This is a genomic window from Glutamicibacter sp. NPDC087344 (assembly GCF_044744225.1).
Lineage (GTDB): Bacteria > Actinomycetota > Actinomycetes > Actinomycetales > Micrococcaceae > Glutamicibacter.
Genome location: NZ_JBIUXY010000004.1, coordinates 261,341 through 287,377 on the forward strand (window position 1 = coordinate 261,341; position 26,037 = coordinate 287,377).

23 protein-coding genes and 2 pseudogenes are annotated in these 26,037 nt (G+C 61.9%); 16 read left to right on the plus strand and 9 right to left on the minus strand.

What is annotated here, in order from left to right:
- The first annotated feature begins 14 nt into the window (after positions 1 to 14).
- From ACIOWL_RS08840 to ACIOWL_RS08855, 4 genes are read left to right on the plus strand one after another with little or no spacing between them, the layout of a single operon-like run.
- Entirely contained in the window at positions 15 to 1,064 is a 1,050-nt protein-coding gene (locus ACIOWL_RS08840) for a FecCD family ABC transporter permease (protein WP_400383686.1), read from the plus strand.
- Entirely contained in the window at positions 1,061 to 2,092 is a 1,032-nt protein-coding gene (locus ACIOWL_RS08845; protein ID WP_400383688.1) for a FecCD family ABC transporter permease, read from the plus strand. Before ACIOWL_RS08840 ends, ACIOWL_RS08845 begins: the two co-directional genes overlap by 4 nt.
- A gap of 3 nt (positions 2,093 to 2,095) precedes the next feature.
- On the plus strand, positions 2,096 to 2,986 hold the full coding sequence (locus ACIOWL_RS08850) for an ABC transporter ATP-binding protein (RefSeq protein WP_400383690.1): 891 nt from the start codon (positions 2,096 to 2,098) through the stop codon (positions 2,984 to 2,986).
- A complete protein-coding gene (locus ACIOWL_RS08855) occupies positions 2,983 to 4,014 on the plus strand; it encodes a siderophore-interacting protein (RefSeq protein WP_400383692.1) in 1,032 nt (343 codons plus the stop codon). The genes ACIOWL_RS08850 and ACIOWL_RS08855 overlap by 4 nt, the downstream gene beginning before the upstream one ends.
- 91 nt (positions 4,015 to 4,105) lie before the next feature.
- On the opposite strand, the gene ACIOWL_RS08860 is transcribed toward ACIOWL_RS08855, so the two are convergent.
- Positions 4,106 to 4,594: a MarR family winged helix-turn-helix transcriptional regulator gene (locus ACIOWL_RS08860; protein WP_400383695.1), complete on the minus strand. Its 489-nt coding sequence runs from the start codon at positions 4,592 to 4,594 to the stop codon at positions 4,106 to 4,108.
- A 110-nt stretch (positions 4,595 to 4,704) separates the two neighbouring features.
- On the opposite strand from ACIOWL_RS08860, the gene ACIOWL_RS08865 reads away from it, so the two are divergent.
- Positions 4,705 to 6,540, plus strand: a complete 1,836-nt coding sequence (locus tag ACIOWL_RS08865; protein ID WP_400383697.1) for an ABC transporter ATP-binding protein — start codon at positions 4,705 to 4,707, stop codon at positions 6,538 to 6,540.
- Here the strand turns inward: ACIOWL_RS08865 and ACIOWL_RS08870 are convergent.
- Positions 6,537 to 7,061 carry a MarR family winged helix-turn-helix transcriptional regulator gene (locus ACIOWL_RS08870; protein ID WP_400383699.1) on the minus strand — a complete coding sequence of 175 codons (525 nt, stop codon included), beginning with the start codon at positions 7,059 to 7,061 and terminating at the stop codon, positions 6,537 to 6,539. The genes ACIOWL_RS08865 and ACIOWL_RS08870 overlap by 4 nt on opposite strands.
- A 156-nt stretch (positions 7,062 to 7,217) precedes the next feature.
- On the opposite strand from ACIOWL_RS08870, the gene ACIOWL_RS08875 reads away from it, so the two are divergent.
- Entirely contained in the window at positions 7,218 to 7,793 is a 576-nt protein-coding gene (locus ACIOWL_RS08875; protein ID WP_400383702.1) for an NADPH-dependent FMN reductase, read from the plus strand.
- Positions 7,794 to 7,928: 135 nt separating this feature from the next.
- On the plus strand, positions 7,929 to 9,047 hold the full coding sequence (locus tag ACIOWL_RS08880; protein WP_400383705.1) for a glutathione S-transferase family protein: 1,119 nt from the start codon (positions 7,929 to 7,931) through the stop codon (positions 9,045 to 9,047).
- 337 nt (positions 9,048 to 9,384) lie between these two features.
- On the opposite strand, the gene ACIOWL_RS08885 is transcribed toward ACIOWL_RS08880, so the two are convergent.
- Both ACIOWL_RS08885 and ACIOWL_RS08890 read right to left on the minus strand, forming a co-directional pair.
- Entirely contained in the window at positions 9,385 to 10,404 is a 1,020-nt protein-coding gene (locus ACIOWL_RS08885; RefSeq protein WP_400383708.1) for an Lrp/AsnC family transcriptional regulator, read from the minus strand.
- A gap of 109 nt (positions 10,405 to 10,513) precedes the next feature.
- On the minus strand, positions 10,514 to 10,648 hold the full coding sequence (locus ACIOWL_RS08890; protein ID WP_400384253.1) for a hypothetical protein: 135 nt from the start codon (positions 10,646 to 10,648) through the stop codon (positions 10,514 to 10,516).
- On the opposite strand from ACIOWL_RS08890, the pseudogene ACIOWL_RS08895 reads away from it, so the two are divergent.
- From ACIOWL_RS08895 to ACIOWL_RS08910, 4 genes and pseudogenes are all read left to right on the plus strand, one after another.
- Positions 10,640 to 11,464, plus strand: a pseudogene (locus tag ACIOWL_RS08895) (MFS transporter); the annotation flags it as partial. The gene ACIOWL_RS08890 and the pseudogene ACIOWL_RS08895 sit on opposite strands and share 9 nt — an antisense overlap.
- Before the next feature lie 97 nt (positions 11,465 to 11,561).
- Positions 11,562 to 11,981, plus strand: a complete 420-nt coding sequence (locus ACIOWL_RS08900; RefSeq protein ID WP_400384256.1) for a hypothetical protein — start codon at positions 11,562 to 11,564, stop codon at positions 11,979 to 11,981.
- Positions 11,978 to 13,201, plus strand: a complete 1,224-nt coding sequence (locus ACIOWL_RS08905) for a M20 family metallopeptidase (RefSeq protein WP_400384245.1) — start codon at positions 11,978 to 11,980, stop codon at positions 13,199 to 13,201. The genes ACIOWL_RS08900 and ACIOWL_RS08905 overlap by 4 nt, the downstream gene beginning before the upstream one ends.
- Positions 13,202 to 13,356: 155 nt before the next feature.
- Positions 13,357 to 14,177: pseudogene (locus ACIOWL_RS08910) on the plus strand (pyridoxal-dependent decarboxylase).
- A 648-nt stretch (positions 14,178 to 14,825) separates the two neighbouring features.
- Here the strand turns inward: ACIOWL_RS08910 and ACIOWL_RS08915 are convergent.
- Positions 14,826 to 15,086, minus strand: a complete 261-nt coding sequence (locus tag ACIOWL_RS08915; protein WP_400383711.1) for a hypothetical protein — start codon at positions 15,084 to 15,086, stop codon at positions 14,826 to 14,828.
- Between the two features lie 376 nt (positions 15,087 to 15,462).
- Between ACIOWL_RS08915 and ACIOWL_RS08920 the strand changes: the two genes are divergently transcribed.
- The 5 genes from ACIOWL_RS08920 to ACIOWL_RS08940 all read left to right on the plus strand — a co-directional run bounded on the left by ACIOWL_RS08920 (position 15,463) and on the right by ACIOWL_RS08940 (position 21,687).
- Positions 15,463 to 16,296, plus strand: a complete 834-nt coding sequence (locus tag ACIOWL_RS08920; RefSeq protein ID WP_400383714.1) for a helix-turn-helix domain-containing protein — start codon at positions 15,463 to 15,465, stop codon at positions 16,294 to 16,296.
- Between the two features lie 117 nt (positions 16,297 to 16,413).
- A complete protein-coding gene (locus tag ACIOWL_RS08925) occupies positions 16,414 to 17,256 on the plus strand; it encodes an ABC transporter ATP-binding protein (RefSeq protein WP_400383716.1) in 843 nt (280 codons plus the stop codon).
- A gap of 44 nt (positions 17,257 to 17,300) precedes the next feature.
- Positions 17,301 to 18,362, plus strand: a complete 1,062-nt coding sequence (locus ACIOWL_RS08930) for an ABC transporter substrate-binding protein (RefSeq protein ID WP_400383719.1) — start codon at positions 17,301 to 17,303, stop codon at positions 18,360 to 18,362.
- Positions 18,363 to 18,374: 12 nt separating this feature from the next.
- On the plus strand, positions 18,375 to 20,516 hold the full coding sequence (locus ACIOWL_RS08935) for an iron ABC transporter permease (protein ID WP_400383722.1): 2,142 nt from the start codon (positions 18,375 to 18,377) through the stop codon (positions 20,514 to 20,516).
- A gap of 52 nt (positions 20,517 to 20,568) precedes the next feature.
- Positions 20,569 to 21,687, plus strand: a complete 1,119-nt coding sequence (locus ACIOWL_RS08940; RefSeq protein ID WP_400383724.1) for a peptidase C39 family protein — start codon at positions 20,569 to 20,571, stop codon at positions 21,685 to 21,687.
- A 67-nt stretch (positions 21,688 to 21,754) separates the two neighbouring features.
- On the opposite strand, the gene ACIOWL_RS08945 is transcribed toward ACIOWL_RS08940, so the two are convergent.
- From ACIOWL_RS08945 to ACIOWL_RS08960, 4 genes are all read right to left on the minus strand, one after another.
- The gene (locus ACIOWL_RS08945) at positions 21,755 to 23,209 is read right to left on the minus strand and encodes a PepSY-associated TM helix domain-containing protein (protein WP_400383727.1); all 1,455 of its coding nucleotides are present in this window, start codon (positions 23,207 to 23,209) and stop codon (positions 21,755 to 21,757) included.
- 39 nt (positions 23,210 to 23,248) lie between these two features.
- Complete coding sequence (locus ACIOWL_RS08950; RefSeq protein WP_400383729.1) at positions 23,249 to 24,427, minus strand: Dyp-type peroxidase; 1,179 nt, start codon at positions 24,425 to 24,427, stop codon at positions 23,249 to 23,251.
- Between the two features lie 23 nt (positions 24,428 to 24,450).
- Positions 24,451 to 25,020 (minus strand): copper chaperone PCu(A)C, encoded by a 570-nt coding sequence (locus ACIOWL_RS08955; protein ID WP_400383732.1) that lies wholly within the window; start codon positions 25,018 to 25,020, stop codon positions 24,451 to 24,453.
- A gap of 389 nt (positions 25,021 to 25,409) precedes the next feature.
- On the minus strand, positions 25,410 to 26,033 hold the full coding sequence (locus tag ACIOWL_RS08960; RefSeq protein WP_400383735.1) for a hypothetical protein: 624 nt from the start codon (positions 26,031 to 26,033) through the stop codon (positions 25,410 to 25,412).
- Between the last annotated feature and the right edge of the window lie 4 nt (positions 26,034 to 26,037).

The following is a 26,037-nucleotide window of genomic DNA, read 5'->3' on the forward strand; positions in this document are numbered from 1 at the left end:
GAGTGTAGGAAGCAATGAGCGCATCTGAAAGTACATTGCGCCTCTCGGCGAAACGAACGGGACCCAAATTGGGGCGCAGGCTTGTGGTGTGCCTGTTGCTGATCCTGGTGCTGGTCATCTCCATTTTCGCGTCGCTCTTGCTGGGCGCGCGCAGCGTGGGGATCGACAGCGTGCTGGCTGCGCTGCGCGACTACGACTCCGCCGACGGGGACCAGGTGGTGGTGTATTCACGAATGGCCCGCACCGTGGGAGCGATTGTGGTGGGCGCGGCCCTGGGACTGGCCGGCGCCGGTTTGCAGGGGCTGACCCGCAACCCGCTGGCTGATACCGGCATCCTTGGCCTGAACGCTGGCTCGGCGCTGGCCGTGGTGATTGTTGTTGCATTTTTCGGGGCCGCCGCGCTGCCGTTGATCATGGGCGCGGCGTTTTTCGGCGCGGCCGTGGTGATGACCCTGGTGTACGTGGTGGCCAGCGTGGGGCGCGAAGGTGCGACCCCCATCAAATTGGCCCTCGGCGGTGCGGCGCTGGCCGTGGGCGTCGGATCGATCACCAACACCATCTTGATGATCTCCAAGTCCACCTTGGACGAATTCCGCAAGTGGCAGATCGGCTCGCTGTCCGCCGGAAGCATGGAAACCTACCTGCTGGCGATCCCGGTGATTGCCGTGGGAGCCCTGATTGTGCTGACCACCGCCCGTGCGTCGAACGCCGTGGCCATGGGGGAGGACACCGCGCTGGCCCTGGGTTTCAACCTGAACCGCTCGCGGCTGATCGGCTCCATCGGGGTGGTGCTGCTGGCCGGCACCGCCACCGCCGTGGCCGGGCCCATCGCCTTTGTCGGTTTGATGATCCCGCACGCGGTGCGTCTGCTGATCGGCAGCGACTACCGGTGGATCATGCCCGCCAGCATGGTGGCTGGACCAATCTTGTTGTTGCTGGCTGATACCTTGGGGCGCTTGATCCTTCCTCCCAGTGAGATCCAGGTCGGTGTCATGTGCGCCATGCTCGGCGGGCCAATCTTCATCATCATGATGCGTAGCGGAATGAAGTCGGTGAAACTATGAGTGGCGCACTGAAAGAACGGACCCCAACCGCCCGCCGTGCCGCGCGCGTGCGCACCGCGGCGCTGTGGATGATCCTGGTGTTGTTCCTGGCGGCGGCCGCCTACATTTTCTGGGGCCGGGATCGGCTGCCCATGGATGAGATTTTTGAGGTATTCCGCGGCGAAACGGTGCCCGGCACCAGCTTCATCCTGATGGAAGACCGCCTGCCCCGGCTGGTGGTCGGAATGCTGGCCGGAGCCGGCCTGGGGATGTCCGGGGCGTTGTTCCAACGCTGGCTGAGCAACCCCCTGGCAAGCCCGGATGTCATTGGCGTGGGCTACGGGGCCTCCGCCGCGGCGATCGCCGCGATGATTGTTTTCGGCATCAACGACTGGAAACTCAGCGTCGTAGCGCTGGCTGGCGGGCTGGCCGTAGCGGCCGTCATCTACTGGCTGTCGGCTTCCGGCCAACGCACCGGCTCCCGGCTGATCCTAGCCGGTTTGGCCATCGGGGCGATGCTGCAGGCGCTGATCCAATTCCTGCTGACCCAAGCGGAGGTCAACACCGCCGGCGACGCCATGCGGTGGCTGACCGGTTCGCTGTCCGCCAGCACCTGGGAACGCGCCGGGGTGCTGGGCCTGGGTTTGGGTGTTTTGTGCCTCTTCTTCCTGCCGCTGGTTTTGCACCAGCTCAAGCTCCTGGAGCTGGGCGAGGACGCGGCCGCGGCGCTGGGCCTGAAGGTAGGCCAGGCGCGGTTGGTGCTGGTCTTCACCGCGGTCGCGCTGGGAGCAATTCCCATTGCGGTCACCGGGCCACTGGCATTTGTCGCGTTTTTGGCAGGCCCCATCACCGCGGCGCTCTCCCGCTCGGCCATCCACGTGCCGCTGGCCGGGCTTGCCGGGGCCACCTTGGTGGTCGTCGCCAACTTTTTTGCCACGAACTTGTTCGCGGACATCAGCCTACCGGTGGGCGTGATCACCGGCGCATTTGGCGCACCGTTCCTGATTTGGGTGCTGGTGCGCGCCAACTCTACTGGAAACGGGGGATAACCCATGGCCACATTGCAGGCTAGCGAGCTGACCTTGGCATATGACAAGGTCACCATCGTGAACGAGCTGTCTCTGGACATCCCCACCGGGCAGGTGAGCATCGTGGTCGGCGCGAACGGCTGCGGCAAATCCACGCTGCTGCGAGCCCTGTCGCGGTTGCTGAAACCCGCCGGCGGGCAGGTGTTGCTGGACGGGGCAGATATCCACACGAAACCTGCCAAGGAAGTTGCCAAGACCCTTGGCCTGTTGCCGCAGTCGCCAACCGCCCCGGATGGGATTACCGCACGGGAACTGATCAGCCGCGGACGCTACCCGCACCAGGGGCTGTTCAAGCGTTTCTCCGCGGATGACGAGGCCGCTGTGAATCGGGCCATGGAGCTGACCGGCACCACCGAGCTGGCCGACCGTCCGGTGGACGAGCTATCCGGCGGCCAGCGCCAGCGTGTCTGGATCGCCATGGCCCTGGCCCAGGAAACAGACCTGTTGCTGCTTGATGAGCCGACCACCTTCCTGGACGTGGCCCACCAGCTAGAGGTGCTGGACGTGGTCAGCGAGCTGAATCACAGCCGGGGGATCACCGTGGTGATCGTGTTGCACGACTTGAACCTTGCCGCGCGTTACGCCGACTACCTGGTGGCCCTGAAGGGCGGCAAAATTTATGCCGCCGGCCATCCCACCGAGGTGGTGACCGAGGAAACCGTCAAGGCGGTGTTCGGCATGCCAAGCCAAGTGATCCCGGACCCGGTTGCCGGCACCCCGCTGGTGCTTCCCATTGGCCGTCAACGGGTGCTGAATACCGAATCCGTGCTGGCGGCCCGCGGCGGCCTGCATGATGAACAAGCCTCCGCCACGCCAGTGGCACAGGAAACGGCACTAGATCAGGAGCAACAGTGAGCGATACCCAAGCGCCGGCGCCACAGGACCAAGCCATCGCGCGTCCGGCCCGTGAACATGTGCCAACCCTGGCCTTCCAAACCACCGTGCTGCGCAGCCAGAAGCTTTCGGAGTCCTTCCGCCGGCTCACGGTCGGTGGCACGGATCTGAATGATTTTGGCACCAACAGCCACCCCTTGGATATGCGCATCAAACTCTTGCTGCCTTCCGCCTCCGGATTTGTTGCCAATGATGCAATTTCCAGCCTGCGTCCGGATGCGTTGACGAGCCCGGCGGACCAGCAGGGCTGGTACCAGCGGTGGCTGGCCATCGACCCGTCGGAACGCGGCTACATGCGCACCTACACCGTGCGGGCTTTCCGCGAGGCGGGCCACCCGGCCAATCAGGGGACCGAACCGGAACTGGACATCGATTTTGTGTTGCACGGCGAGGTAGTCGACGGCCTGCTGCGCGGCGGACCGGCCACCGAATACGGGGACCGCGCCCAGGCCGGTGACCAGCTGTTGCTCCTGGGTCCCAATAAGGCGCTGTGCGACGCAAGCTACGGCGGCATCGAATTCCGTCCAGGTGAAGCAACACGCATCGTGCTGGCCGGCGACGAAACCGCGGTCCCCGCGATCTGCTCGATCCTGGAGTCCTTGCCCGAACACCTGAGCGGTCACGCGCTGATCGAGGTGCCAGAGGCTTCCGACATCCTGGAGGTCAGCACCAACTCGGAGGTGTCGGTGCAATGGCTGCCGCGCTGCGGTGCCGAGCACGGATCACTTTTGCGTGAGGCGGTAAGCCTGGTGGTGCCGATTCCCGGCAACGGACAGGACGCAGCGGCCGAGGAACCGGAAGACATCAACGTGGATGAAAACATCCTGTGGGAAACTGGACAAGCCCAGTCGGCTCCCTTCTATGCCTGGATTGCCGGGGAGGCCGGGTTCGTCAAGGAACTGCGTCGCTACCTGGTGCGGGATGCCGGGATCGACCGTAAGCAGGTAGCGTTCATGGGCTACTGGCGCCACGGTAAACAGGAGAACTGACTCTCTGCCTGAAGACGGAACAAGGCTCCCGTCCACCGGATCATCACGTGATCCGAGTGGGCGGGAGCCTTGTCGTTTTCGAATTGTCTTTTTATTCCTTCTGCCGCGAGGAATTTGCGGGTTTGCAGGTGCCTGCCCGTGGGGGACGCGGGTTTTCGCGATTGAGGATCTCCAGCAGCCGGATCAGTTCCTCACGGTCTTCGGCACCGAGCTTGTCGAAGTAGCCCTCCATGCTGACTTTGCGCAGCTGAGAAAGTTCCTCCAACAGGTCTCGACCGGTGTCACTGAGCACAATGAGGGTGGCTCGGCGATCTTCAGGGTCGGGGGTCCTTGCCACCAGCTGCTTGGCGGCCAACTGGTCGACAACCTCGGTGGTTGAGCGTGCGGCGATATGCAGGCGTTCGGCTAGATGGGAGTTGCGCAGTCCCTGATCCCCGGCGCGCCCCAAGATGGAGAGTACCCGGGACTGGTGCGGGGTGACTCCCGCCGGAAGCAAGCTGTCGCGCCAGCGGCCGCGAATGGTCCTCGAGGCCTGGAGGAATAGATCTGCCAAGTCAGGCTTGGACTCTTCGGTGTGCATATATCAAGAATAGTGTGCTTTCTCCAACATTTTCAAGATGGAACCACATAGTGAGGTAACCTCTGCTATTCTGTATTTCAGAAGACAATCAACTAGAGAAGGGGGCGCCCATGAGTTGGATGGAATCCGGCGGACCGGGAAGGCCGCCCGGTGGCCCTGGCCGCGGCACCGAAGACAAAAAATGGCTGGCCGAGCATCCGATCTCGATCAAGCGCATTGCGGCATTATTCCGCCCGCATCTATCGGCCGTGATCGTTGTAGTATCCCTGATCGTGGTGTCCTCAATCATTGGACTGGCTCAGCCTTTTATCGTTCGCGAGCTGATCGATGAGGCCATCCCGAACCAAAATATTCAGTTGCTATTGGCCGGCGCCGGGGGACTGGTGCTGATTGCCTTGGTCACCTCGGTCCTGGAAGTTATCCAGACCTGGCGGGCCACCCTGATGGGGCAGCGAGTGATGCATGGGCTGCGCACCGGATTGTTCACCCACCTGCAAAAGCAGTCGTTGGGATTCTTCACCAACTCCAAGTCCGGGGATGTGCAGTCCCGCCTGATCAATGACGTCGGGCAGATGCAGTCGGTGATCACCAATTCGGCAACCAGTATCGCGTCAAACCTCACCACGGTGGTCGCAACCGCCTGTGCCATGGTGGCGATTTCTTGGAAATTGAGCCTGATTTCCTTGGTGGTTTTTCCGCCGGCGATCATCTTGGCGCGCCAGACCGCCAGGTTGCGCCGCGCGGTCACAGGCCGGCGTCAGCGTGAAATGTCCAATCTGACCTCGCTGATTGAAGAGCGTCTGAGCATCTCCGGGGTGCGCTTGTCAAAAATCATGGGCACCTCGACGGCAGACGCTTCGGCCTTTTCCAGTTCAAGTCACCGATTGATCGACTTGGAAATGAAAAGCGCATTGGCTGGCCGCTGGCGCATGGCAAGCATGAGTATCATCTTCGCCACCATCCCCGCTGTTTTGTATCTGGTGGCCGGGTTGCCGGCGACCGGGGACGGGATGAGTATCGGTACCCTGGTGGCTTTCACCGGATTGCAGGCCGGGATCTTCCGGCCGGTGATGGGTTTGATGCAAATTTCGGTTCAGTGGATCTCAGCTATGGCGCTCTTCGGCCGGGTGTTTGAATACCTTGATACGGATCAGGCCCTGCCGCTTCCCACGAACCCGCGCCGGCTTGAGCCTGGGGCGCAGCACGGGCGCGTGGTGCTGGAGGATGTCAGCTTCCGCTACCCGGGAGCCACGCGGGCAACCTTGGAAGAGCTGAATCTGGTGTTGGAGCCGGGGACCATGACCGCGGTGGTGGGTGCCACGGGTTCCGGCAAATCAACCATGGGTTCATTGCTGCCGCGACTGCTGGATCCGACCGGCGGCCGGGTGATGCTGGACGGGGTGGATCTGCGTGAGCTGGACCCGGAGCAGGTTTCGCAGCTGGTCTCCGTAGTGGCCCAGGAGAGCTACCTGTTGCATACCTCGGTGCGGGAGAACCTGCTATGGGCTGCGCCCGGTGCCTCAGAGGCCGAGCTATGGCAGGCGCTGGAAGCGGCGCAAATCGCCGAGCTGATTCGTTCGCTGCCCGATGGCCTGGGTGCCGCGGTGGGCCAGCGTGGCCACCGGTTCTCCGGCGGCGAGCAGCAGCGTCTGGCGATCGCCCGCACCATGCTGCGCAGGCCAAGGGTGCTGGTGCTGGACGAAGCCACGAGTGCCCTGGATACGGTCACCGAGGCCTTGGTTCAGCAGGCCCTGGATGAACTGGCCGTTGGCCGCACGACACTGCTCATTGCCCATCGGTTGAGCACGGTGCTGCGAGCGGACCGCATTGTGGTGCTTGACGGCGGGCGAATTGTCGAATCCGGCACCTTTGCCGAGCTCGTGGAGCTCAATGGCCGTTTTGCCCGGCTGGTGGCCAATAGCGAGTTCGCGGACCGGGTGGGTTAGCCCTCGGTGCACTCCTGCGGATCATCGAGTGCCGACCCCTTGCACGTTGCACCGGGCTCGCATGCCTCCAGGGTCGCAAGGATTTTCGGAATCGCCGTTTCAAATGCGGCGCGTTCCTGCTCATTGAGTGAATCAAAAAGTTTTTCGCGAATGAACGTGACGTGGCTTGGAGCTGCCTCGCGGATGGTTTTCCACCCGGCTTCGGTGAGTTCAATCTGCTGCCCACGGCGATCCGTGGCATCGGAGCAACGGGTAATCATGCCCTTGGCTTCCATTCGGCGCAGCAGGTGGGATAAGCGTGAGCGGTCCCAGCGCAAGCCGTCGGCGATATCCGCCGGGCGCAGGGAGGTGTCCGGGCTTTCGGAAAGAACGGCCAGCACCGAGTACTCACCAGACTGCATGTTCGAGTCCACATTCAACTGACGATCCATCGCGCTGGGGAACTGCCAGAGGAACTCGCGGGTGATCCGCCATAGGGCCTGTTCCCTGTCATCGAGCCAGCGGGTCTCATCGGCAGCCATGTTTCGGCACTCCTTCGTAGGTGGGATGGCCGGCAGGTTCCCGGGCATCAAAAATTTTGTTGACACATCAATCATCTCTGATGCTGTTGGTTTTAGCAACAGTCGCTGACGCATCAACTAAAGTGTTCGGCGGAAGAACTTTCAAGGAGAAATCTGATGTCAAAGATCGCAATCGTTACCGGTTCCACCCGTCCAGGTCGCAATAATCTCGGGGTAGCCCAGTGGGTACTCGAGCAGGCGCAGGCCTTCGGGGGAGCAGATTTTGAACTCGTTGACATTGCCGACTTCAACCTGCCGGTGCTGGACGAAGCCTTCCCGGCGGCCTATCAGAACTACCAGAACGACCATACCAAGACTTTTGCCGCGAAAATTGCACAGTTCGACGGATACATCTTTATTACCGGAGAATATAACCACTCGGTACAGCCGGCCCTAGCCAATGCGCTGAGCTACCTGAATGTCGAACTCAACAACAAGGCAGCTGGCCTGGTTGGCTACGGTTCGGCCATGGGTGCTCGCGCTATCGAGCATCTGCGCGGCATCCTTTCCGAACTGCAGATCGCCCACGTGCAAAAGACCGGTCTCTTCTCGCTGTTCACCGACTTTGAGAACTTCGCCAGCTTCGCTCCAACCGAGCAATCGGCGGCCTCGGTTCGGCCGATGTTCGAACAGCTGATCGCGTGGACCAAAGCCATGGAATTGGTGCGCGAGAACGCCTCCGTCAACGCCTAGAATCACGCTGGCCGACGTGCTAGCGTTCCAAGACAAGCGGCGGGGAGTCTCTATATGGCCTCCCGCCGTTGGCCACACCACTCAAGACCTGCCCCGCCGGCAGGCAGCCCAGCGAGAGACCGCGGAAGTTTGAGCATGTCACAGGACTTTTCAACCAAGGGCGCGTACATCATGGCCAGCGAATTTACGCGCGACACCAACTACATCCAAGATCGAATTGTTGCCGATCCGCGCCCCGAACTCTTTGCCGCCGGGGAACCGGAGGGCAAAATTGGCCACCCGCACGCCGCGCTGGGTGAAGGTGCTCAACTCTGGCCGGTTGAAGCTGGGCGCTATCGCCTTGTTGCGGCTCGGGCCTGCCCTTGGGCGAATCGCACCATCATTGTGCGTCGTTTACTCGGCTTGGAAGATGCCATTTCTCTTGGTCTTCCCGGACCCACCCATGACGTGCGCAGCTGGACGTTCGACCTTGACCAAGATGGCAAGGACCCTGTCCTGGGTACCGAACGACTGCAGGAAAACTACTTCAAGCGTTTTGCCGACTATCCGCGGGGCATTACCGTCCCGGCGCTGGTGGATATCCCCAGCGGGGCCGTGGTCACCAATGACTACCCGCAGATCACCTGGGACTTCTCAACTCAGTGGAAGCAGTTCCACCGCGAGGGAGCTCCTGATCTGGTGATGGAGGATCAGCTTGATGAGATGCTCCCACTGATTAAGCGGATTTTCACCGAGGTGAACAACGGGGTGTATCGTGCCGGTTTCGCCGGCACCCAGGCCGCCTATGAGGATGCCTATGACCGGCTCTTTACCACCCTGGATTACCTTGAAGAACGCTTGGCCACCCGCCGTTTCCTGATGGGGGACCATATAACCGAAGCGGACGTGCGCCTGTTTACCACCCTGGTGCGTTTTGATCCGGTGTATCACGGGCACTTCAAAACCAACCGCAACAAACTAATCGACATGCCAAACCTCTGGGGATACGCTCGTGATCTTTTCCAAACTCCCGGGTTTGGCGACACAGTTGACTTTGAACAGATCAAGGACCACTACTACAAGGTCCATGAAGACATTAACCCGACCCGGATCGTTCCCAAGGGACCGGATCTGAGTAACTGGCTCGAAGCGCCTGACCGGGCGCAGCTGGCCGAACACGAACCTTTCCGCAACGGCACCGCCCCGGGCGAGGTCCGCGCGGAGGAAAGGGTTGTCGCCGGTCATAACCCGCTCTATCCGGTTCCCGGTCAGTAACCAAGTTCCACCTTGTCCAACACAGGGGCGCAGCCATAGGGCTGCGCCCCTGGACTGCTGTAATTTGTCCTGGATGCTCCTACCCCTTGCTTTTGATTACGGATTTCCGGTAGCAGGGACCAGTGAATCTGGAATGTAACCGCTGACTCTGGGTGTTTGGGCAATTGCTGACATAACAAAACGTAGGACTAATGCCCATGTATTTGTCGAGGAGAAATGACCGCAGAACTCGCGTGAGCGGGTTTCTGCTCACGCTGAAGAAGTCGCTGGTGGGCGGGCTGTTTCACCCTGCGTAGAGCGATTTCTGTGGTCGGGCGGGACTGGCGCGCCGCGCGGGTTACGGGGCGAACAGCCCCAGCGGGATCTGCGTTGCCGTGCCCCTGCCGTCTGGGCGCATGATGCGCCCAAGGTGCTTGTGCACGCGGAGTACTAGGGAGCGGTCAATAATTCGCGCGCCGGGCAGTCGCTGCTCGAGGTCCGCCTCAAGCGCCAGTAGCTCGTGCTTCGCGCGGGCGCCCGCTGCGACGATCAGATTGCTCGCGCCCATAGAGCCTGCGGCGAATTGTAGTGAGGGAAGCTCGGCCAGCAGCCTGGCGTGCCGCAGCAAGGTCTGCGCCGGGACTTGGATGAAGAACCACGCGACCACGGGCCACCCGGAGACAGTCGCGGCGACGTCGGCGCGCAGGGTGATGAGCTCGAGTTCGCGACCGCGGGCGAGGATGTCGGAGGCCCGTTGTGCGCTGACACCGAGCCGTTCGCCGAGATCTGCGTAGCTCGCACGCGGCGCCACCGAGAGCGCTGCGATCAGCCGCTCCACGAGGTGATCGTCCAGATGCTTCGCGGAGGCCGGCCTGGCGCCGCGCGGGGCAGGGAGGCGACGTTGTTGCTCGGGCGAGAGTGTCTGCACGGACCAATCGGAGCCGAGTTTGAACGCGCGGGTGACAGGATGCGAGCGCACGTCGCGCAATCCGGGCACGCGCGAGGTGAGATCGAGCAGGTAGTCCGCGAAGGCGACGTCGTCGGCCCCGAGCAGTGTCGCAATGAAGTCCCGCCCGCCAGCCGTGAGGTCAATCGAGGTGACTTGGCTCTCGCGCGAGAGATAATCAGCGACTTCAAGCGCGCGGCCGGGCTCGCAATCGAATTCGACGAGCGCGGAGTTGGTGAGGCTTCCCATGCGCGGGCCGGGAATCGCGCTGATCCACGCATAGCCCTCGTGCTCGATCCTCGCCCACCGCCGCGCGAGTGTGGCTTGATCGACATCCAGGACAGAGGCGAGGCCTCGCCAGGGGATCCGAGGGTCCAGTTGAACTGCATGAATGATCTGTAGATCGAGCTCAGTGAGATTGAAATCTTGCATAGTTTGATAAGAATACACGAATATATTGCATTATTAACGAGAAGTTGTTGCGCTTGTTAGGCTCTGCTGTGTCCTGAATCACCGATGTCGTAGGAAGTGAAACCCTATGTCAACCTCCCCACCCGCATTGCGCGGAGCCGGTACTGCCGCCGGCGCCGCGTTCATCCCCACCATAATCTTGCTCGAACTGTTCGGCGGCCTGATCCAGGGCTGGATCACGCCGCTGCTCGGAGTCATCAGCCATGAATACCATGTCTCCGGCGGAGCGGTGAGCTGGATCCTAACCGTAGGACTGCTCTCCTCCGCAGTCTCGGTGCCGCTGCTCACCATCCTCTCCGACCGCTTCGGCGCCCGTCGCATGCTCGTCACCGCCGCGGTGTTCTCCGCGTTGGGCTCCGTGCTCATCGCGCTGGCCCCGAACTTCCCGTTGCTGCTCCTAGGCTCCATTGTGCAGGGCCCCGTCGCAGCGCTGTTGCCCATTGAGATGTCGCTGCTGAAGCACCATCGCCCGCAGCAGGCGGGCCGCATTATCGGCTTGCTCGTCGGGTCGCTCACCTTTGGCATCGCGATGGGTGGCTTGGTCAGCGGCTTCCTCCTGGAGTCGACCGGCAGCCTCGTCCTCACACAGCTTATCGGTGCGATCCCGCTGGTCATCCTCGCGCTGCTGTTGCGCTTCACAGTACCGTTCACACCCAGCGACCCGGGCCGCGTGGTCGATTGGGCAGGGGCCGGCGTTTTCGGCATCGTGCTCATCGGCATCATGATTGGGCTTTCGAGCGGGCCGAGCGCCGGCTGGGGCGCCCCGGCGACGCTTCTGGCCCTCGGGGTAGGCCTGGTCGCAATCATCGTCTTCGTCATCGTCGAGAGTCGGGCGCACACCCCGCTCTTCGACGTGAAGCTGCTACGCGCCCATAACCTCACGATCCCGCTGTTGCTCGGCGTGTTCATGGCGATGCCGCTGTTCGGGGCGCAGACGCCCACCGTGCTTTTCCTCGGCACTGATCCTCAGATCGCGGGCTATGGCACGGGCACCTCAACCAGCTCCGTCGGCCTGATCCTCGCGATCGTCTCACTCGCCGCGACAGTGGGCTCCTTCGTGGGGCCGTGGGCGAAGCGCCTGATGGGGGCGCGCCACGATCGTTGTCACCGCCCTGATCATGGCGGTGAGCACAGCGGCCCTCGTCACCGGGGTGACGAGCGTTGTCGTGGCCACGATGTTGTTTGCGATCCCCTCACTCGGCGGAGGCATCCTGATGGCGGTGCTCCCCGACGTTGTGCTGGTCCGGGCGCCTGCCGAGGCGGCCGCCTCCGTTTCCGGGCTTTACAACACCGGCCGATCGCTCGGCGGCTCGGTCGCCGGCGCTGTGATCGCCGCGATCATGGCAGGTTTCGCGACTGTTCCGGATGGCGCCGTCGCCGCCACGCCGTTCGCCGCGTTCCAGACGATCTGGATCATGCTCGCCGCGGTCTGCGTTGTGCTCGCCCTCCTCGCGCTCTTGCTGCGCACCCCCGCCCAAGCCGAAACCACGGCCTACAAATCTCCATTCCCTGCCGCCCCGATCGGAGCAGACTCATGACCGAAACCACCGCCACCCTCGACGCCGTCGCCATCCGCACGCGGATCCGCGAGGCCCTAGACGTCGCCCGAGAGCGGATTATCGAACTGAATCAGGCGATCGGGCACGACCCCGAGCTCGCCTTCCAAGAGCACCGTGCCGCCGCTCGCGTCGCTGACCTCTTGGAATCCGAGGGCTTCACCGTCACCCGCGGGGCCTACGGCCTGGCGACCGCGCTGCAGGCAGACTACGGAGCCGGCGAGCTCGTTGTGGCGATCGCAGGCGAGTACGACGCACTGCCGGGTGTCGGCCACGGCTGTGGCCACAATGTGATCGCCGCGGCCGGTGTTGGCGCTGCGATCGCGCTGAAGCCGGTCGCTGACGAGCTCGGGATACGTGTGAAGTTCCTGGGCACCCCCGCCGAGGAGCTCGGCGGGGGAAAGATTCTGATGCTGCAGCGAGGTGCCTGGGACGACGCAACCTTCTCATTGATGGTGCACGGCGGCCCCGACGGCCAGGTGCCCGCGCGCGGTTTCCGCGGCCAGGCCTTGGAAATGATCATCGCGAAGTTCCACGGCCGCACCGCCCACGCCGCGGCAGCGCCGCAGCAGGGCATCAACGCCGGCGACGCCGTGACTCTTGCGCAGGTCGCGTTCGGTTTGCTGCGTCAGCAGCTGCCGAAAACCGTTGTGCTCGCGTCCTACATCGCCCAAGCCGGCGGGGCAACGAATGTCATCCCCGACCTCGGTGTACTGGAAGTCGAGATGCGCGGAAATACCGCTCAGGAGTGGAACGACGTGCGTGCCAGGGCGCGCAAGGCGCTTGAAGGAGCGGCGCTAGCGACCGGCTGCACGCTCGAGCTGGAATATCCCGAATTGCCCTATGAGCCACTGGACGGCGACGATGACATCGCGCAGATTTTCGACGACATGATGGTTGAAGAGCTCGGCTACACGCTGAAGGTCGCTCCGTCTGACCTTGCCGGCGGCTCCACTGACATGGGCAACGTGTCTCAGTACCTGCCGTCGATCCACCCGATGATCGCGTTTCTGGGGACCGAAGCGTATCCGCACCACGTGAGTTTCGCGCAGGCCGCCGTGTCTCCCGCCGGGGACCGTGCCGCGCTCGACGGGGCGTTGGCGATGGCGCTCACCGTCGCCACCGTGGCGCAGGATCCTGCGCAGCGCGAGCGGTTGCTCGCCGTTCAGCGTGAACGCTCGCCGTACACCAGCGCGGACTGATGCCGCGCCGTCCGGCCCGGTTGCTCCGGCGGCCGGCCCGGACGGCAACTCGCACCCACCGGCCAACTGATCTCCCCGATCCCAGAACGTTAGTGAAGTGAATCGTGATCCCCCTCGATGCAGCCCACGGGTCGTCGGCACTCGCTGTCGACCGGATGCACGACATGACTCTCGAAAACGCGGCGCTGGTCGATCTTGTCCTGGATTACTCCCGTCGTCGGCTGCTTTCGCAGAACACGCCGCTTGACAGGCCAGCTATCCCAGAGGAGCTGGCGCGGCTTGCGGTTGTGATGAGCACCAGAGGCGTGGTCGGTGCCTTGCGCACACTGGCGGTCTTCGAGCATGTGCTCGACCGGCTTGCAGCACCGTTGACTATCCCCGCTACTTCTCTTTCATCTGCGTGGCTTCGATCAAGGCGGAGATGGCCTTCGACCTGGAAGTCTTGGCATCGAGCATCTTCGGTGGCAGCCGGATGGAGGGCGCCGGCGTGGAGCACGCCGACTCGCTGATCGTCGACCCGCACAAGTGGCTGTTCGCGCCCTTCGAGTCCTGCGCGCTGATTTATCACGATCCCGAGTCAGAGCGCCGCGCACACGTAGCAGGCCGAGCACCTTTACACCCTCACCGGGAAACCGGCGTGGATCCCCTGCGACCTCGCGATCCAGCTCACGCGCCGGCCACGTGGACTGCCGCTGTGCTTCTCGCTCGTGAGCTGCGGCACGGACGCGTACCGAGAGACCGTGACGCACGCGATCGACCTTGCCCAGGAGGCCTCCGCGGAGATCCGGAGGCCCCCGGCTTGTCGCCGCTCCGTGAACCCGCAGCTTTCTGTTGTGGTCTTCGAACGCGATGGATGGGGCGCTGCGGACTATGAACGGTGGTCGTGCATGCGGGCCGCCCGAATACGGACGTCGCGATCGTGAATCCGCGCACAACTGTCGAGGACCTGCGAATGATCCTGGACACGATGCAGTAGACGTTGGAAACAACGCGCAAGGAGTTTTTTGCACCACGGTATGCCGGCGCGGGCAATCTCGCTGCGGGCACGAACCCCCGGTTTCTTGACCTCGAACCCGACTGCGGGTGAAGCACATGGCAATCAGGCCGGCAACGATGATCACAAAGCTCCACGGGGCAACGATCGGGAGCAGTGCATTTCCACGCTCGCTACCGGAAGCGATCCCACCTCCGACGGCGAGGATCGAGGTGGGATCGGTCAAGGCATGCGCGATCATCGCCCAGAGAATAATCCCGGTGACTCGCATGATGAGATACATCAGCACGCCGAACACGAGGGTATATAGGAGCATGGCGGCGACAACGAAAACCGGTTAGCCCGACAGCAGATTCGTCGAATGGCGTAGCGCAAAAAATCGCGGAAGAAATCACAGCAACGCTGATCTCCCGCAACCCTGCATCGCGAAGGGCCTTTATTGCAATGCCATGGGTGAGTAGTTCTTCCGAGAACCCGATGAACATACCGGTGGGCAAAATTGAAATCTGCACCCCCGGCGGGTACGACCAGTAGCCGATCCCGAGCAGGCGCAGCAAGATCGGTGTCAGGACCACGACGACTACAAACCACATCCAACGGGGTTCCTCGATGGGTTGCGACCCGAAGATATCACGCCACTAGCCAACCAAACTGACAACCACTGCCAAGATCAGCGTGCTGACGATGACCCCCAGCGACAGCCACAACAACTGTCAGCGGATCATCGAGAACGTTCCTGCCGACATCTTCAGCCCACAGAAGGCCGATCATGAGCCCCGCGCCGAGGCATACACCGAGATAGAGCACCGCGGCGAGTACGGCCTTCCACCAACGGCCCTGGTTCCAGAACCGTCGCCAGCCGCTCTCTGTCTGTGCTGCTGTATAACTCATAAGGTGGACCTCCTAGCTCAATGCCAGCCTATGGCTGCGAATCACTGGGCGCGCTGGCGAGATGGCTAGTTCTATGCCGATGGACGCGCGCGAGAGCGTTCAAGGAATGTCCAGATTGACCATCCTGCCTAAACCGAGACAAACATCCGCAGAGAAACGTGGGAGACGATATAGACTCCGGATATTTCTCCTGCGAGACTGCGCGATAGCGGTTGGAGAAGTGCGAGGCCGATCACCTAGCAGCGGGATGCTTGGGCTTACGATTAAGGAAGGGAGTGCCTGAACGCATCCATTGTTGCGCAACAGGTGAATAATCGACGCTCCGAGGTTCGCACGGCGGGAGCACGTGAAAAGTGTTCTTCTTTATACTGCTGTCATGACGTCATCGACTTCCACGTCGCGGAGTTTGGGTGCCTGGCGCCGTGAGCCAGGTACAGCGTTGGCCCAGGCAACCCCGTTACCCAGCGACGCGACCTCATCGTTTGTGATTCTGACGGAGTCCTATGCAATCGATGTCTCCACGGAATGGGAACCCCATTCGCACCTGGCCCACGAACTGTTGTGGGCTCGGGACGGCACCTTGACCGCCCAGATCGAGGGCCAGATTTTTACGGTCTCCGAAGGTTACGGGTTGTGGATTCCCACCGGCATGCTGCACGGTGGACGGCTTACCGCCCAAATCAAACTCTTTAGCGCATTTTTTGCCCCTGAACGAACCACCACCGGGTTCAGATCTCCGACGGTGATCACCATGGAGCCGCTGCTGGAGTCGCTGTTGATCCATCTCTCCAGCAGGGAGTTGAGCCCCGAAGCCAGGGCGCGGGCCGAAGCGGTGGTTTTTGACGTGCTCAAACCCTCGGACCATCAGCTGGCCCTGCGCCTACCCGATGACCCGCGGATCAGCGGCATCGCCGACCGATTGCTGGCCGACCCGGCGGATAACCGGTCGCTGGAACAATGGGCCGAGGATACCGGGATCAGTGCACGCACCATCACCCGCGCTTACCGCGAGACGACGGGGCTGTCCTTTGCGCAGTGGCGGCAGTCCGTGAAGATCCACCGAGCGATTGAACTTTTGGCCAGCGGGGAAGAAGTGCAGGATGTCTCAGACCTGTTAGGTTATGCTCAGCCAAGTACTTTTATTGACGCTTTTCGGCGCACTATGGGCTCCACCCCGGGTGCGTTCACCAGTGCAAACACAAATAAGTGACCGAAAAACCTGATCAACTGTCACAAGTCACCGATTGCTGACATTCCCAGCTTAACTTAGACTTACCTAAGTGAAAATCCTTAGCAACAGTGGACGTATTCAGTCCATCCGGCGCGCATGCTAGGCGCAGCGACCGGAATACCCGACGCTGGGGCCGGAAGCATGCACGCCCACGAGGTGGTGCTGCGCTACGGCAAAAGCACGGTGGTCGACGGCGCATCCATCCGGTTATCCCCGGGTGAGGTTACCGCGCTGATTGGCCCCAACGGCAGCGGCAAATCCACGCTCTTGCGCTCAATGGCACGGTTGCACGACCGCGCCGCGGGAAGCATCACCCTCACCGGTTCAACGGGGGAGCCGCGGGAGATCAGCACCCTGAACGGACGTGACTTCGCTCATGAGGTAACCCTGTTCGCCCAGTCCCACGCCACCCCGGAAGGCTTGGCCGTGGCGGATATCGTGGCCTTTGGCCGTCACCCGCACCGGCGAGGGTTCGCCGGACTGTCCGAAGCGGACCATGCGGCCATTGCCCGGGCCATGGAGCTGACCGGCACCACCGCGATGTCCCGCAAGGCCGCCGGGGAACTTTCTGGCGGCGAGCTGCAGCGTGTTTGGCTGGCCGTCTGCCTGGCGCAGCAGACCAACGTGGTGTTGCTTGATGAACCGACAAACCACCTGGACCTGCGGTATCAGGTCGAGACCCTGGATCTGGTCCATGACCTTGCCAGGGAGAACGGCTTGGCCATCGGTATTGTCCTGCACGACTTGAATCAGGCAGCGGCATTGGCCGACCGTCTGGTGCTGATGAACCATGGCAAAGTTCATGCAGCTGGAACACCTGCGCAGGTGCTCACTACCCAGAACCTCTCCGAGGTCTACGAGATCACCGTCCAGGTGAACACCGATGAGCACACCAAAGCTCTGCGTATTGAACCGGTCAGCCGTCACCGGCGCCACTGACCACTATTTTTATCACCGAAACACTCACTAACAAGGGGAAACCTATGCCTACACTCGCCCGTAGCGCCGTCACCGGCGTGGCCGCCCTGGCCCTGCTGTTCTCGGCCACCGCTTGCGGCACCACCGATACCTCCGCCGCCGAGCAGAGCCCGGCCGCGGCATCCGCCAGCTGCGCGGATGACACCACCGCCACCAGCACCGACCCGGTGTCGATGACCGATGACCTGGGCCGCACCCTGGAGCTGGAGAAGCCAGCCGAGCGCATTGTTGTGCTTGAATGGCAGGAAATCGAGGACGCACTGACCCTGTGTGTCACCCCGGTGGGTGTCGCTTCCCCTGATGGCTACGAAACCTACGTCACCGCTGAAGAACTGCCAGAAGGTGTCGCCTCGGTCGGCGAGCGCGGCGAGCCAGACCTGGACTCGATCTACGCGCTGGATCCGGACCTGATCATCGTGGATGCCTTCAGCGAAGACGACCCGGTGCTGTCCCAACTTGATAAGGGGGACGTTCCGGTCCTCGCGGTCAAGGGCAATGATTCATCGGACCCAATCGGCAACATGAAAAACGTCTTCTCGCAGGTCGCCGAGGCCACCGGACGCACCGAGCGCGCTACCGCGGTCCTGGCCGACTTCGACGCGCACCTGGCGCAGAAGAAGCAGGAAGTTGCCGATGTGAAGCTGGAAAACACCGACTTCCTGTTCTTCGACGGCTGGGTTGACGGATCCAACCTGACCATCCGCCCTTACACCGACGGTGCGCTGTTCACCGAGCTCGGCAAGGAGCTGGGCCTGACCCCGGCCTGGAACGACGACGTCAACGAGTCCTTCGGCTCCGGTGGAGTGAACAAGGAATACGGCCTAGCCCAGACCGACGTGGAAGGCCTGGCCGGTGTCGGCGAAGCCAACCTGTTCTACTCCAATGACGCAGGAACCGGGTGGACCACCGAGCTTGAGTCCAGCGAGATCTGGAAGAACCTGAGCGCAGTCAAGGAAGGCCGCACCTACCAGTTCCCGAACATCTGGGGCGCAGGTGGACCGAAGTCGACCAGCCAGGCAGTGGATGCCTTCACCGATGCACTGACCAAAGCTTCGGAAGCCAAGTAGTCAACACCTGAAATGAATACCGCTGAAAAATCCGCAGACCGGCCAGCTACGGCCGGAGGCGTCAGCACCCCGGTGACCGGCACGGAGAATTCCTTCGCGCCGGTCACCGGTACCCGTATCGCCGCTGGTCTGGGCCTGTTGGCCGCTCTGGCCGCGGCGGTATTGCTGGTGGGTGCCTGGCATCTGACCCAGGGCACCTCCGGGGTCGGCTTGGGTGAGCTGCTTCGTGCACTGGCCGGGGATGACACACAAATTGGCGGGGTAGGTGTCGCAGAGATCTTCACCGGATCCCGGCTCCCTCGCCTGTGTGCAGGTGCTGCCGTCGGTTTAGCCTTGGGGGTTGCCGGCTCGCTACTCCAATCGGTCACCCGAAACCCCTTGGCCTCACCAGATACCCTGGCAGTCACCTCCGGCGCGTATTTCGCGTTGGCAGTGGCGGCCGCCCTGGGGCTGAGCCTTTCAACGTTGGCCTCAAGCACCCTTGCCTTCGCCGGTGGCTTGGTCGCAGCCGGGATTGTGCTGGCCATCTCCGGGCGCAGTGCCGGGACCGCCACCACCCGGCTCATTCTCGCCGGCTCGGCCATTGCCATGGCACTGGAAGCCGGCAGCGGCATTATCTTGTTGCTTTTTAAGGAAAACACCACGGGGTTGTATGCCTGGGGTTCAGGGTCGCTGTCCCAGCTGAACCTGGACGCTTTTTTGCGCACCCTGCCGGTGATCCTGATTGTTTTGGCCATTTGCCTGTTGCTCTCCCGCCGGCTGGATGTGCTGTCCCTGGGGGATGAGAACGCAGCGGTGCTCGGCATCCCGGTTCGTTCAACACGAACCCTTGCCGTGCTGTGTGCGGTGGTGCTTACCGGAGTTTCGGTCTCCTTGGCCGGACCTATCGCATTTGTTGGCCTGGGCGCGCCGGTGCTGGCACGCCTGCTCTCGCGCCGCCTGGTAGTGCTGCGCCGCCAACTGTTTTTGCTTCCGGCCACCGGTTTGATCGGCGCGCTGTTGATCCTGCTGGCCGACGTGGTGCTTCGCGCCCTGCTCGGTGCCCAAGGTGCGGCTTCCATCCCGACCGGTGTTCCCACCGCGGTGCTCGGCGGCGTGCTGATCATCATCTTGGCGATGCGTTTGCCCGAAGCCTCCAGCTCGCGCAACCCGCTGCAGGTGGCAAGCAAACTGCGCAGCCGCCGCCGGTTTATTCTCACCCTGCTGGTCGGCCTGGTGCTGCTGATTGGCGCGGTGATTCTGGGTCTGCTGGCCGGGAGCATGTTCCTGAAGCTGGGAGACTTGGCCCTGTGGTTCCAGGACGACGCCCCCAAACTGATTGCCCGTGCTTTCTCTGAGCGTGCTCCACGAACCACCGCGGCGCTGGGAGCCGGAGCCGCACTGGGTCTAGCCGGTGCCCTGGTGCAAGGCACGGTGCGCAATCCGTTGGCCGAACCCGGCATCTTGGGGATCACCGCCGGCGCCGGCCTTGGCGCGGCGATCGTGGTGACCGTTTTTGGCGGTTCCCGCTCCCTGCTGGTGGTTTTTGCCGTGGTGGCCGGTCTGGCGACCTTTGCCGCCATCACAGCGCTGGCCTGGCGTCGTGGGTTTTCCCCGGAACGTTTTGTGCTCATTGGCATCGGCGCGGGGTATACCCTCTCCGCGGTCACCACTTACCTGTTGTTGAGCATCAATTCATGGGAAACCCCGCGGATCTACACCTGGCTTTCCGGCTCGACCTATGGGCGCCAGTTCGCGGACGCGTTGCCGGTTCTGGTGGTACTGGTAGTGAGCCTTCCGATCCTGTTGGCGATAGGTCGCAAACTCGATCTGCTGGCCATCGATGAAGACCTGCCGCGGGTGTTGGGTATCAAAACCGCTCGGACCCGGTTGATTTCGCTGTCCATCGCCGCGCTCCTGGCGGCGGTCAGCGTTGTCGCGGTGGGTGTGGTTGGTTTTGTGGGGCTGATTGCCCCGCACCTGGCTCGCTCGCTCGTGGGAGCCCGGCATCATCGGGTGATCCCGGTGTCCATGGTTTTTGGTGCTTTGCTGGTCTGCCTGGCCGATACCTTGGGCCGTACCGTGATCGCCCCGGCACAGATCCCCGCCGGATTGATTGTTTCCCTGCTGGGCGCCCCGTACTTCATCTGGTTGCTCTACCGCTCGCGGGCCTAGCCCGAACCCCACGGCCTGCACTGGCCACTCACCCACCACACCGAAAGGCCTCATGGCACCGCATACCGCACCACACGCCACGGTCCAAGAGTTCGACCCGCAACGCCACCTGCCGCAGCTGAAACATCTGGGGGAGCTGGGCCGTAGCTGGACTCGGGAGGCACCTGCCGCCAACGCCCGGTTGCTGACGATTTCCTTGGTTTCCGGTACTGTCACCGGGGCGGCGTTGCTCACCGCACGCTCGGCGGGGTCCTACGTGAAGATTGCCGGACTGCTCAGCGTCGATGCGGCAACTCGCGAACGGCTGATCCATGAGGTGCTGGACTATGCCGGGCAGCAGAATCTGGCCTGTGTGAAATGGGAGATCTGGGGTGCAGACTCGGCGTTGGCCGAGATGGCCGAAAAGACCGGTTTTGAAGCACTGCCAGCCCCACGCAGTGCCGTGGAACGGGGGTCTCTAGCCGATCAAGAATCCTTGATTCCTTCGGCCGGTTACGTGCACTGGCTGCATCCAGCCAGTTACCTGCGTACCAACCACTATCGGCAAAGCGAGAACTTCACCTGCGCCGCGGTGGCGGCTTTGGCCGCGCATGGGGAAACCAGCCGCATTGGCGAGCTGGATGAGCTGCGCACCGCAGAGCTGACGCTGTGGCGCCAAGCAACCAATTTCATGGCGTGCGAACCGATCGGGTTGGGCCTTGCCATTGCCCAGCGCTGGCCCGAACACTCGGTGGCGGTGTCCTTGGATACCGAGCAGCCGGTGATTGTTGACTACTATCCGGAAGCCGAGCGGGGCTGGAGGGGAATTCTTCAGGCCGATTCACGCCGCCGGGCGAAGGAAACAGGGTTGCCGCTGACAAAGGCCCGGGTGGAGATTTCACAGATCCGCGAGGCCGTTGGGGACGGTGCGAGGGTTTTGTTGCTGGTCTCATTGCAACAAATGCTCGGTTACGACGTGCCGCATTGGGTGCTTTGCCACGGTTCGGCTGGTTCTGCGGACCACCCGGTCCTGGTGATCGATGATTCGTGGGTCAACGAGGACAGTGCCGAAAGCTGGGTGGATGTTGCTTGCCTACCCATTGCGCACCGTGCGTTGGATGAAATGTCCTGTCTGGAAGCCGATGGATATCGGGCCGCGCTCACGTTGAACACCAAGCAGTCCTCACTTTAACAGTAGAAACCACAGTGTCCTGGGTGCATAAGCACCCAGGACACTGTGGTTAAACCGGAATTTCGTTTCAGTCCGAATCAGCCAGCAGGCGTCTAGCCTTGATGCGTTGCAGCTGACCAAGGACCACATCTACCAGCAGGAACGCCGCCAAGCTGAGTCCCATCAGCGGAAGGAAACAGCCAACCGCTAGCGCCGCTAGGAGAACCAGTGCGGCACCCCACCACGGGGCACGGGCCAATCCTCCCCGTGAAGGGGTCTTGCCCATCCGCTGTGATGGATTTTTTGTGGGCCGGCGTTTGAACCACATGACGTAACCCAAAACCACCATGGTGGCGATCGCGGAGGCAAGTGCGAACAACAGGATCTGATTGGGCAGGCCAAACATGGTTCCCATATGGATATCGATGCCCCAGCGTGAAAGTTTCGCCGCGAGATTGAAGTCCTTGAAGTCAACGCGGTCGACAACCTCCAGTGTTTGGCCGTTGATGGATACGGCATCAACTTCGGTGGGATAGGAGCGTTGAATTTCTTGGACAACCCAGGCCTGTCCCTGTGCGGCCGGGGGTTTGATTTCGACCAACCCGGTATTGACGTTCACTTCCTTGGCGATCGACAGCATGGTGTCGAATGCCGCTGGGTTCACCGCATCCCCGGTGGGAGCAGCTGCCGCGGCATGATGATGAGCATGCTCGTCAGCGGAACCGGTAGGCGCGGAACTCAGATCCGTATTCACCGACGGAGTGCCCCAATTCAGGGCAGTACGCAGCTCACTCACATTCGCCCCGCCATAGGTCGACCAGGTGATTCCGGTGGCGGAGAGGAAAAACGCTCCGAGCAAAACCCAGATCCCCAGCGAGCCATGCCAGCTCGCCAACCGGCGGTAACCGGTGGCCTTGGTGTTGGGGCGGAGGAGATCCTTCTTGCGTTTGGTTTTCCGAATCCGCAAGATCCACAAACCTAAGCCCGCCAGGGCAATTACCCCCAACCAGGAAGCGGCTAGCTCGCTATACATCCGTCCCGGTTCACCGAGCTGCAAATTGCGGTGCAGCTGGTCGATCCATGTTCTCAATGGAAGAGCACCGCTGGTGCCGTAAGCTGTCAGGTCTCCACGAACCTGCGCCGTGGCCGGATCAACAAAAATAGCTCGGGTTTCGCTGGCGCCAAGATTCTCGTCCGCATACATCACCCGGGTGGTGTCGCCGGGGTTCGGTGCCGGACGCACCGCAACCAGGGCGTCGGGGCTGCCTATGTATGCATTCGCAGCTTCCACTTGATCGGCCAGTGGCAAGGCCGCACCGGAAATCGGTGCCCGAAGCTCCTTGGAGTAAACGACTTGTTCAATTTGCGGACTGATCGAATACAGCGCACCGCTCACCGCGACCACCAGGATAAATGGGCCGATAAAAACTCCGGCGTAGAAGTGCAACCTCAACAACAGCTGCCCGAGCCAGCCCTTGCGGCGGGTTTGCCTTGTACCTGTTGACGGTGTGGATTCGGGGTTGGTTGTTTCCAGAAGAGTCATGCCGGGTCCTCCGCCAAAAGGTAGCTACCGTGTGTTTCTTCAGGCACTGAAAAGGTTTTCACCGATGTACCCTCCTTCGAGGCATCCCGGGGGGATGAGGAAAACTGCGGAGCCGATGGGAGTTGTCCATTGGTTCAGCGCATCCAGATCCGCCAGTCGTTGCTGCATCGGGGTGTATTGCTTGGCCACACTTTTTTGGTAGGACACAAAGATCAGCCCGGAATTGGAAATCTCGTCCCCGGTGGGTTGATCGTCATAGTTATAACCACGTCGGAAAATCCGTTCACTGGTGTTCTCAGAACGTGCTCGACGAATGTGGGCTTGCGCAGGGATCACCGTGAAGCCCAGCGCATTGGTTGCCTCGAAGTCGGGCTCGTCATGTTCTTCGGTTCCGGTGGTTGGCGCCCCGTTGCTCAGGGTCCGGCCGACGCTGAATTCCCGGCCCGAGCGGTCAAGCTCATCCCAGGTATCAACATCCATCTGGATCCGGCGGATCACCACGGTGGTGCTTCCATCCGAATTCCACACCAGGTCGTCAAAGTCCGGAGTTTCGGGGGATGGGTTGACCGTACCGTCAACTTGCCCGAACAAATTCCGCATGGTGGTGCCGCTGGCTTCCGACCCGCGAGCGCGGCGGAAACCGGTCTGGATCCATTTCACGGACGCGAACCGCCGAGCATCCTTGAGCAGCATCCGTTGGGCGTGTGAAACTGTCAGCGAATCATCCGAGGCCACATGGATGAGCAGATCCCCGTCATTCCAGCGGGCTTCGAGCCGGTCAATCGAAAACTTCGGTAGTGGTTGGACGGCGGCAGCAGATGAGCCGGCGAGCTCCACGAGTTTTGGCCCGAACCCGAACGTTACGGTCAGCCTCGCGGGCAACGTACCGAGCTCGGGTTCGGTGTCGGCCAACGCGCTGCGTCCCTGGGTGAGTCGTGCGGCGTCATCGGTCAGCAACCTCAAGAGCCGCTGCAACGATGCACGGTCAAGGCCCTCGCGCAGGGTCAGTGCAATGTATGTTGCGTGCGCCTGTGGTGAGGTGCTGATCCCTGCTTGGTGCTCACCGTAGAACGGGATGATGTCCTGTCCATGCAGTGGTTCTGAGGCGCCGGCAGGGGCGGTGGAACTGGTCAGCGACTCGATCCCCAGGGCAGCGATGGCTCCGAGCCCGGCAGCAGCCGAGCCGAAGAGCACACCACGTCGGCTAGGTCGGGTCATGGTGGGTGTGTTGTTCTGCGGCATTAGTGATCGTGGGCGCTTTCCGAGGAAGAGTGATCCATTTCCATGTCACCGTGATCCATGTCGTCGCCCGAACCCTCATAGGTTTCATTGGCGCCGGCGAAGTCCTTCACCGGAGCGGTGATCTCGAAGCTGGTGTCGTCAGAGAATTCCAGGATCATGCTGGCATCGTTGCCTGGTTGGAGCGGCTCGGTGAGATCCATGAGCATGATGTGATTGCCGCCTGGTTCCAAGCTCAGTTCTGAGTGGGCGGGGATGGTGAATCCGCCGGTTTTTTCGCGCATCACCATGGCCCCGGCTTCATTTGGCACCGATTCGTGGAGTTCCACATCAGCCGAGACCGGGCTGGTCACCGCGGTGATCGTGACATCTTGATCGCCGTCGTTTTTAATGGTTCCGAAACCAGCGGACATTCCTTCGGTTGCGGCCTTGACCCAAGGATCGCTGACCGTGATGGAAGAGTTGGCAGGGGTCGCTGGGACGTCTGCTGCTGGCGTGCTGGCACAACCTGCCAGGGCGATAACGGAAGCTGCCAACAGGGTGGTGGTGCGCAGGGCGAAATGAGTTTTCAAGGGTATTCCTCTACGTGGGCGAAGCACTATTAAGGCTTCAAAGCTGAAGTGCTGTGGCCACAAGAATGCGTCAGGGCATAGTGGTCTTGGGCAGGGCAAAGGTACGCCGAGCACAGCAAATGAAGGTTTCCCAAAATGTTTGGGAGCAGTGATGCGGTGTCAACGTTGGCCTAGAAACCACCGAGGATCCTGTCTCAAAGCATGCAGGAGGCCTGAGCCGTATCGCAAAGGTAGTTGAGTAAGGACGTATCGGGCCGCCTGTGGCCCCGGGCACAGCCTATTTTGGGCGCGCGACGCGGGGATGATACAGGGGATCACCAGCTCAGCGGATCACGAACGAAAGAGCGCTGAGAAGAATCCGATATAAGGCCAAACGTACTAAAAGTCAGTTACACCGCGGCCAGCACGGGTGGGCCCCTGCGAATGACGCACGTTGAATACACACCTTCGAAGTGTGAAATGCTTTCGGTGCGTTCCACCGGGACCGGCTGCGGGCATACCGGGCGGTAGCCAAAGCTTACGAGATGCCACAGCAGCTTCCAGGAGAACAACTGCACAAAGTCGCTGAGCACGATCAGTAGTTGTTCACTGCGACGCAACACAAAAATTGTGGCGATTCCGGCAAGAAGGTGCGCCAGAACCATGGAGTCATCGCCATGTGTTGCCAGTGTTGAGGTGGCCGAAGAACTCAGGTCAACGGCGAGGGATGTTTGGTGATGTGCGTGCGCGCCTTGTCCCACGGCTGAAATCGAGGAGTGCCCGGAGCCCATGGAGAACATGAGGTGGAAGAGAACCTGGCTGAATCCCACCATGATGGCCAGGCGCCAAATACTAAAGCGCCGACCACTGAGCAAGATGCACAGCATCACCGAAAGCGACAGTGGGAGCACCACGTTCAGCAGTTCAGGTACAGCTCCACCCGCGAAGACGTGAGAGCCCAGAGAAACGAACGTCGCGAAGAACGCGACGGCGGTGCCTCTGAGAGCACGTGTTGAGCGGGAGGATTTTTGCACCCTC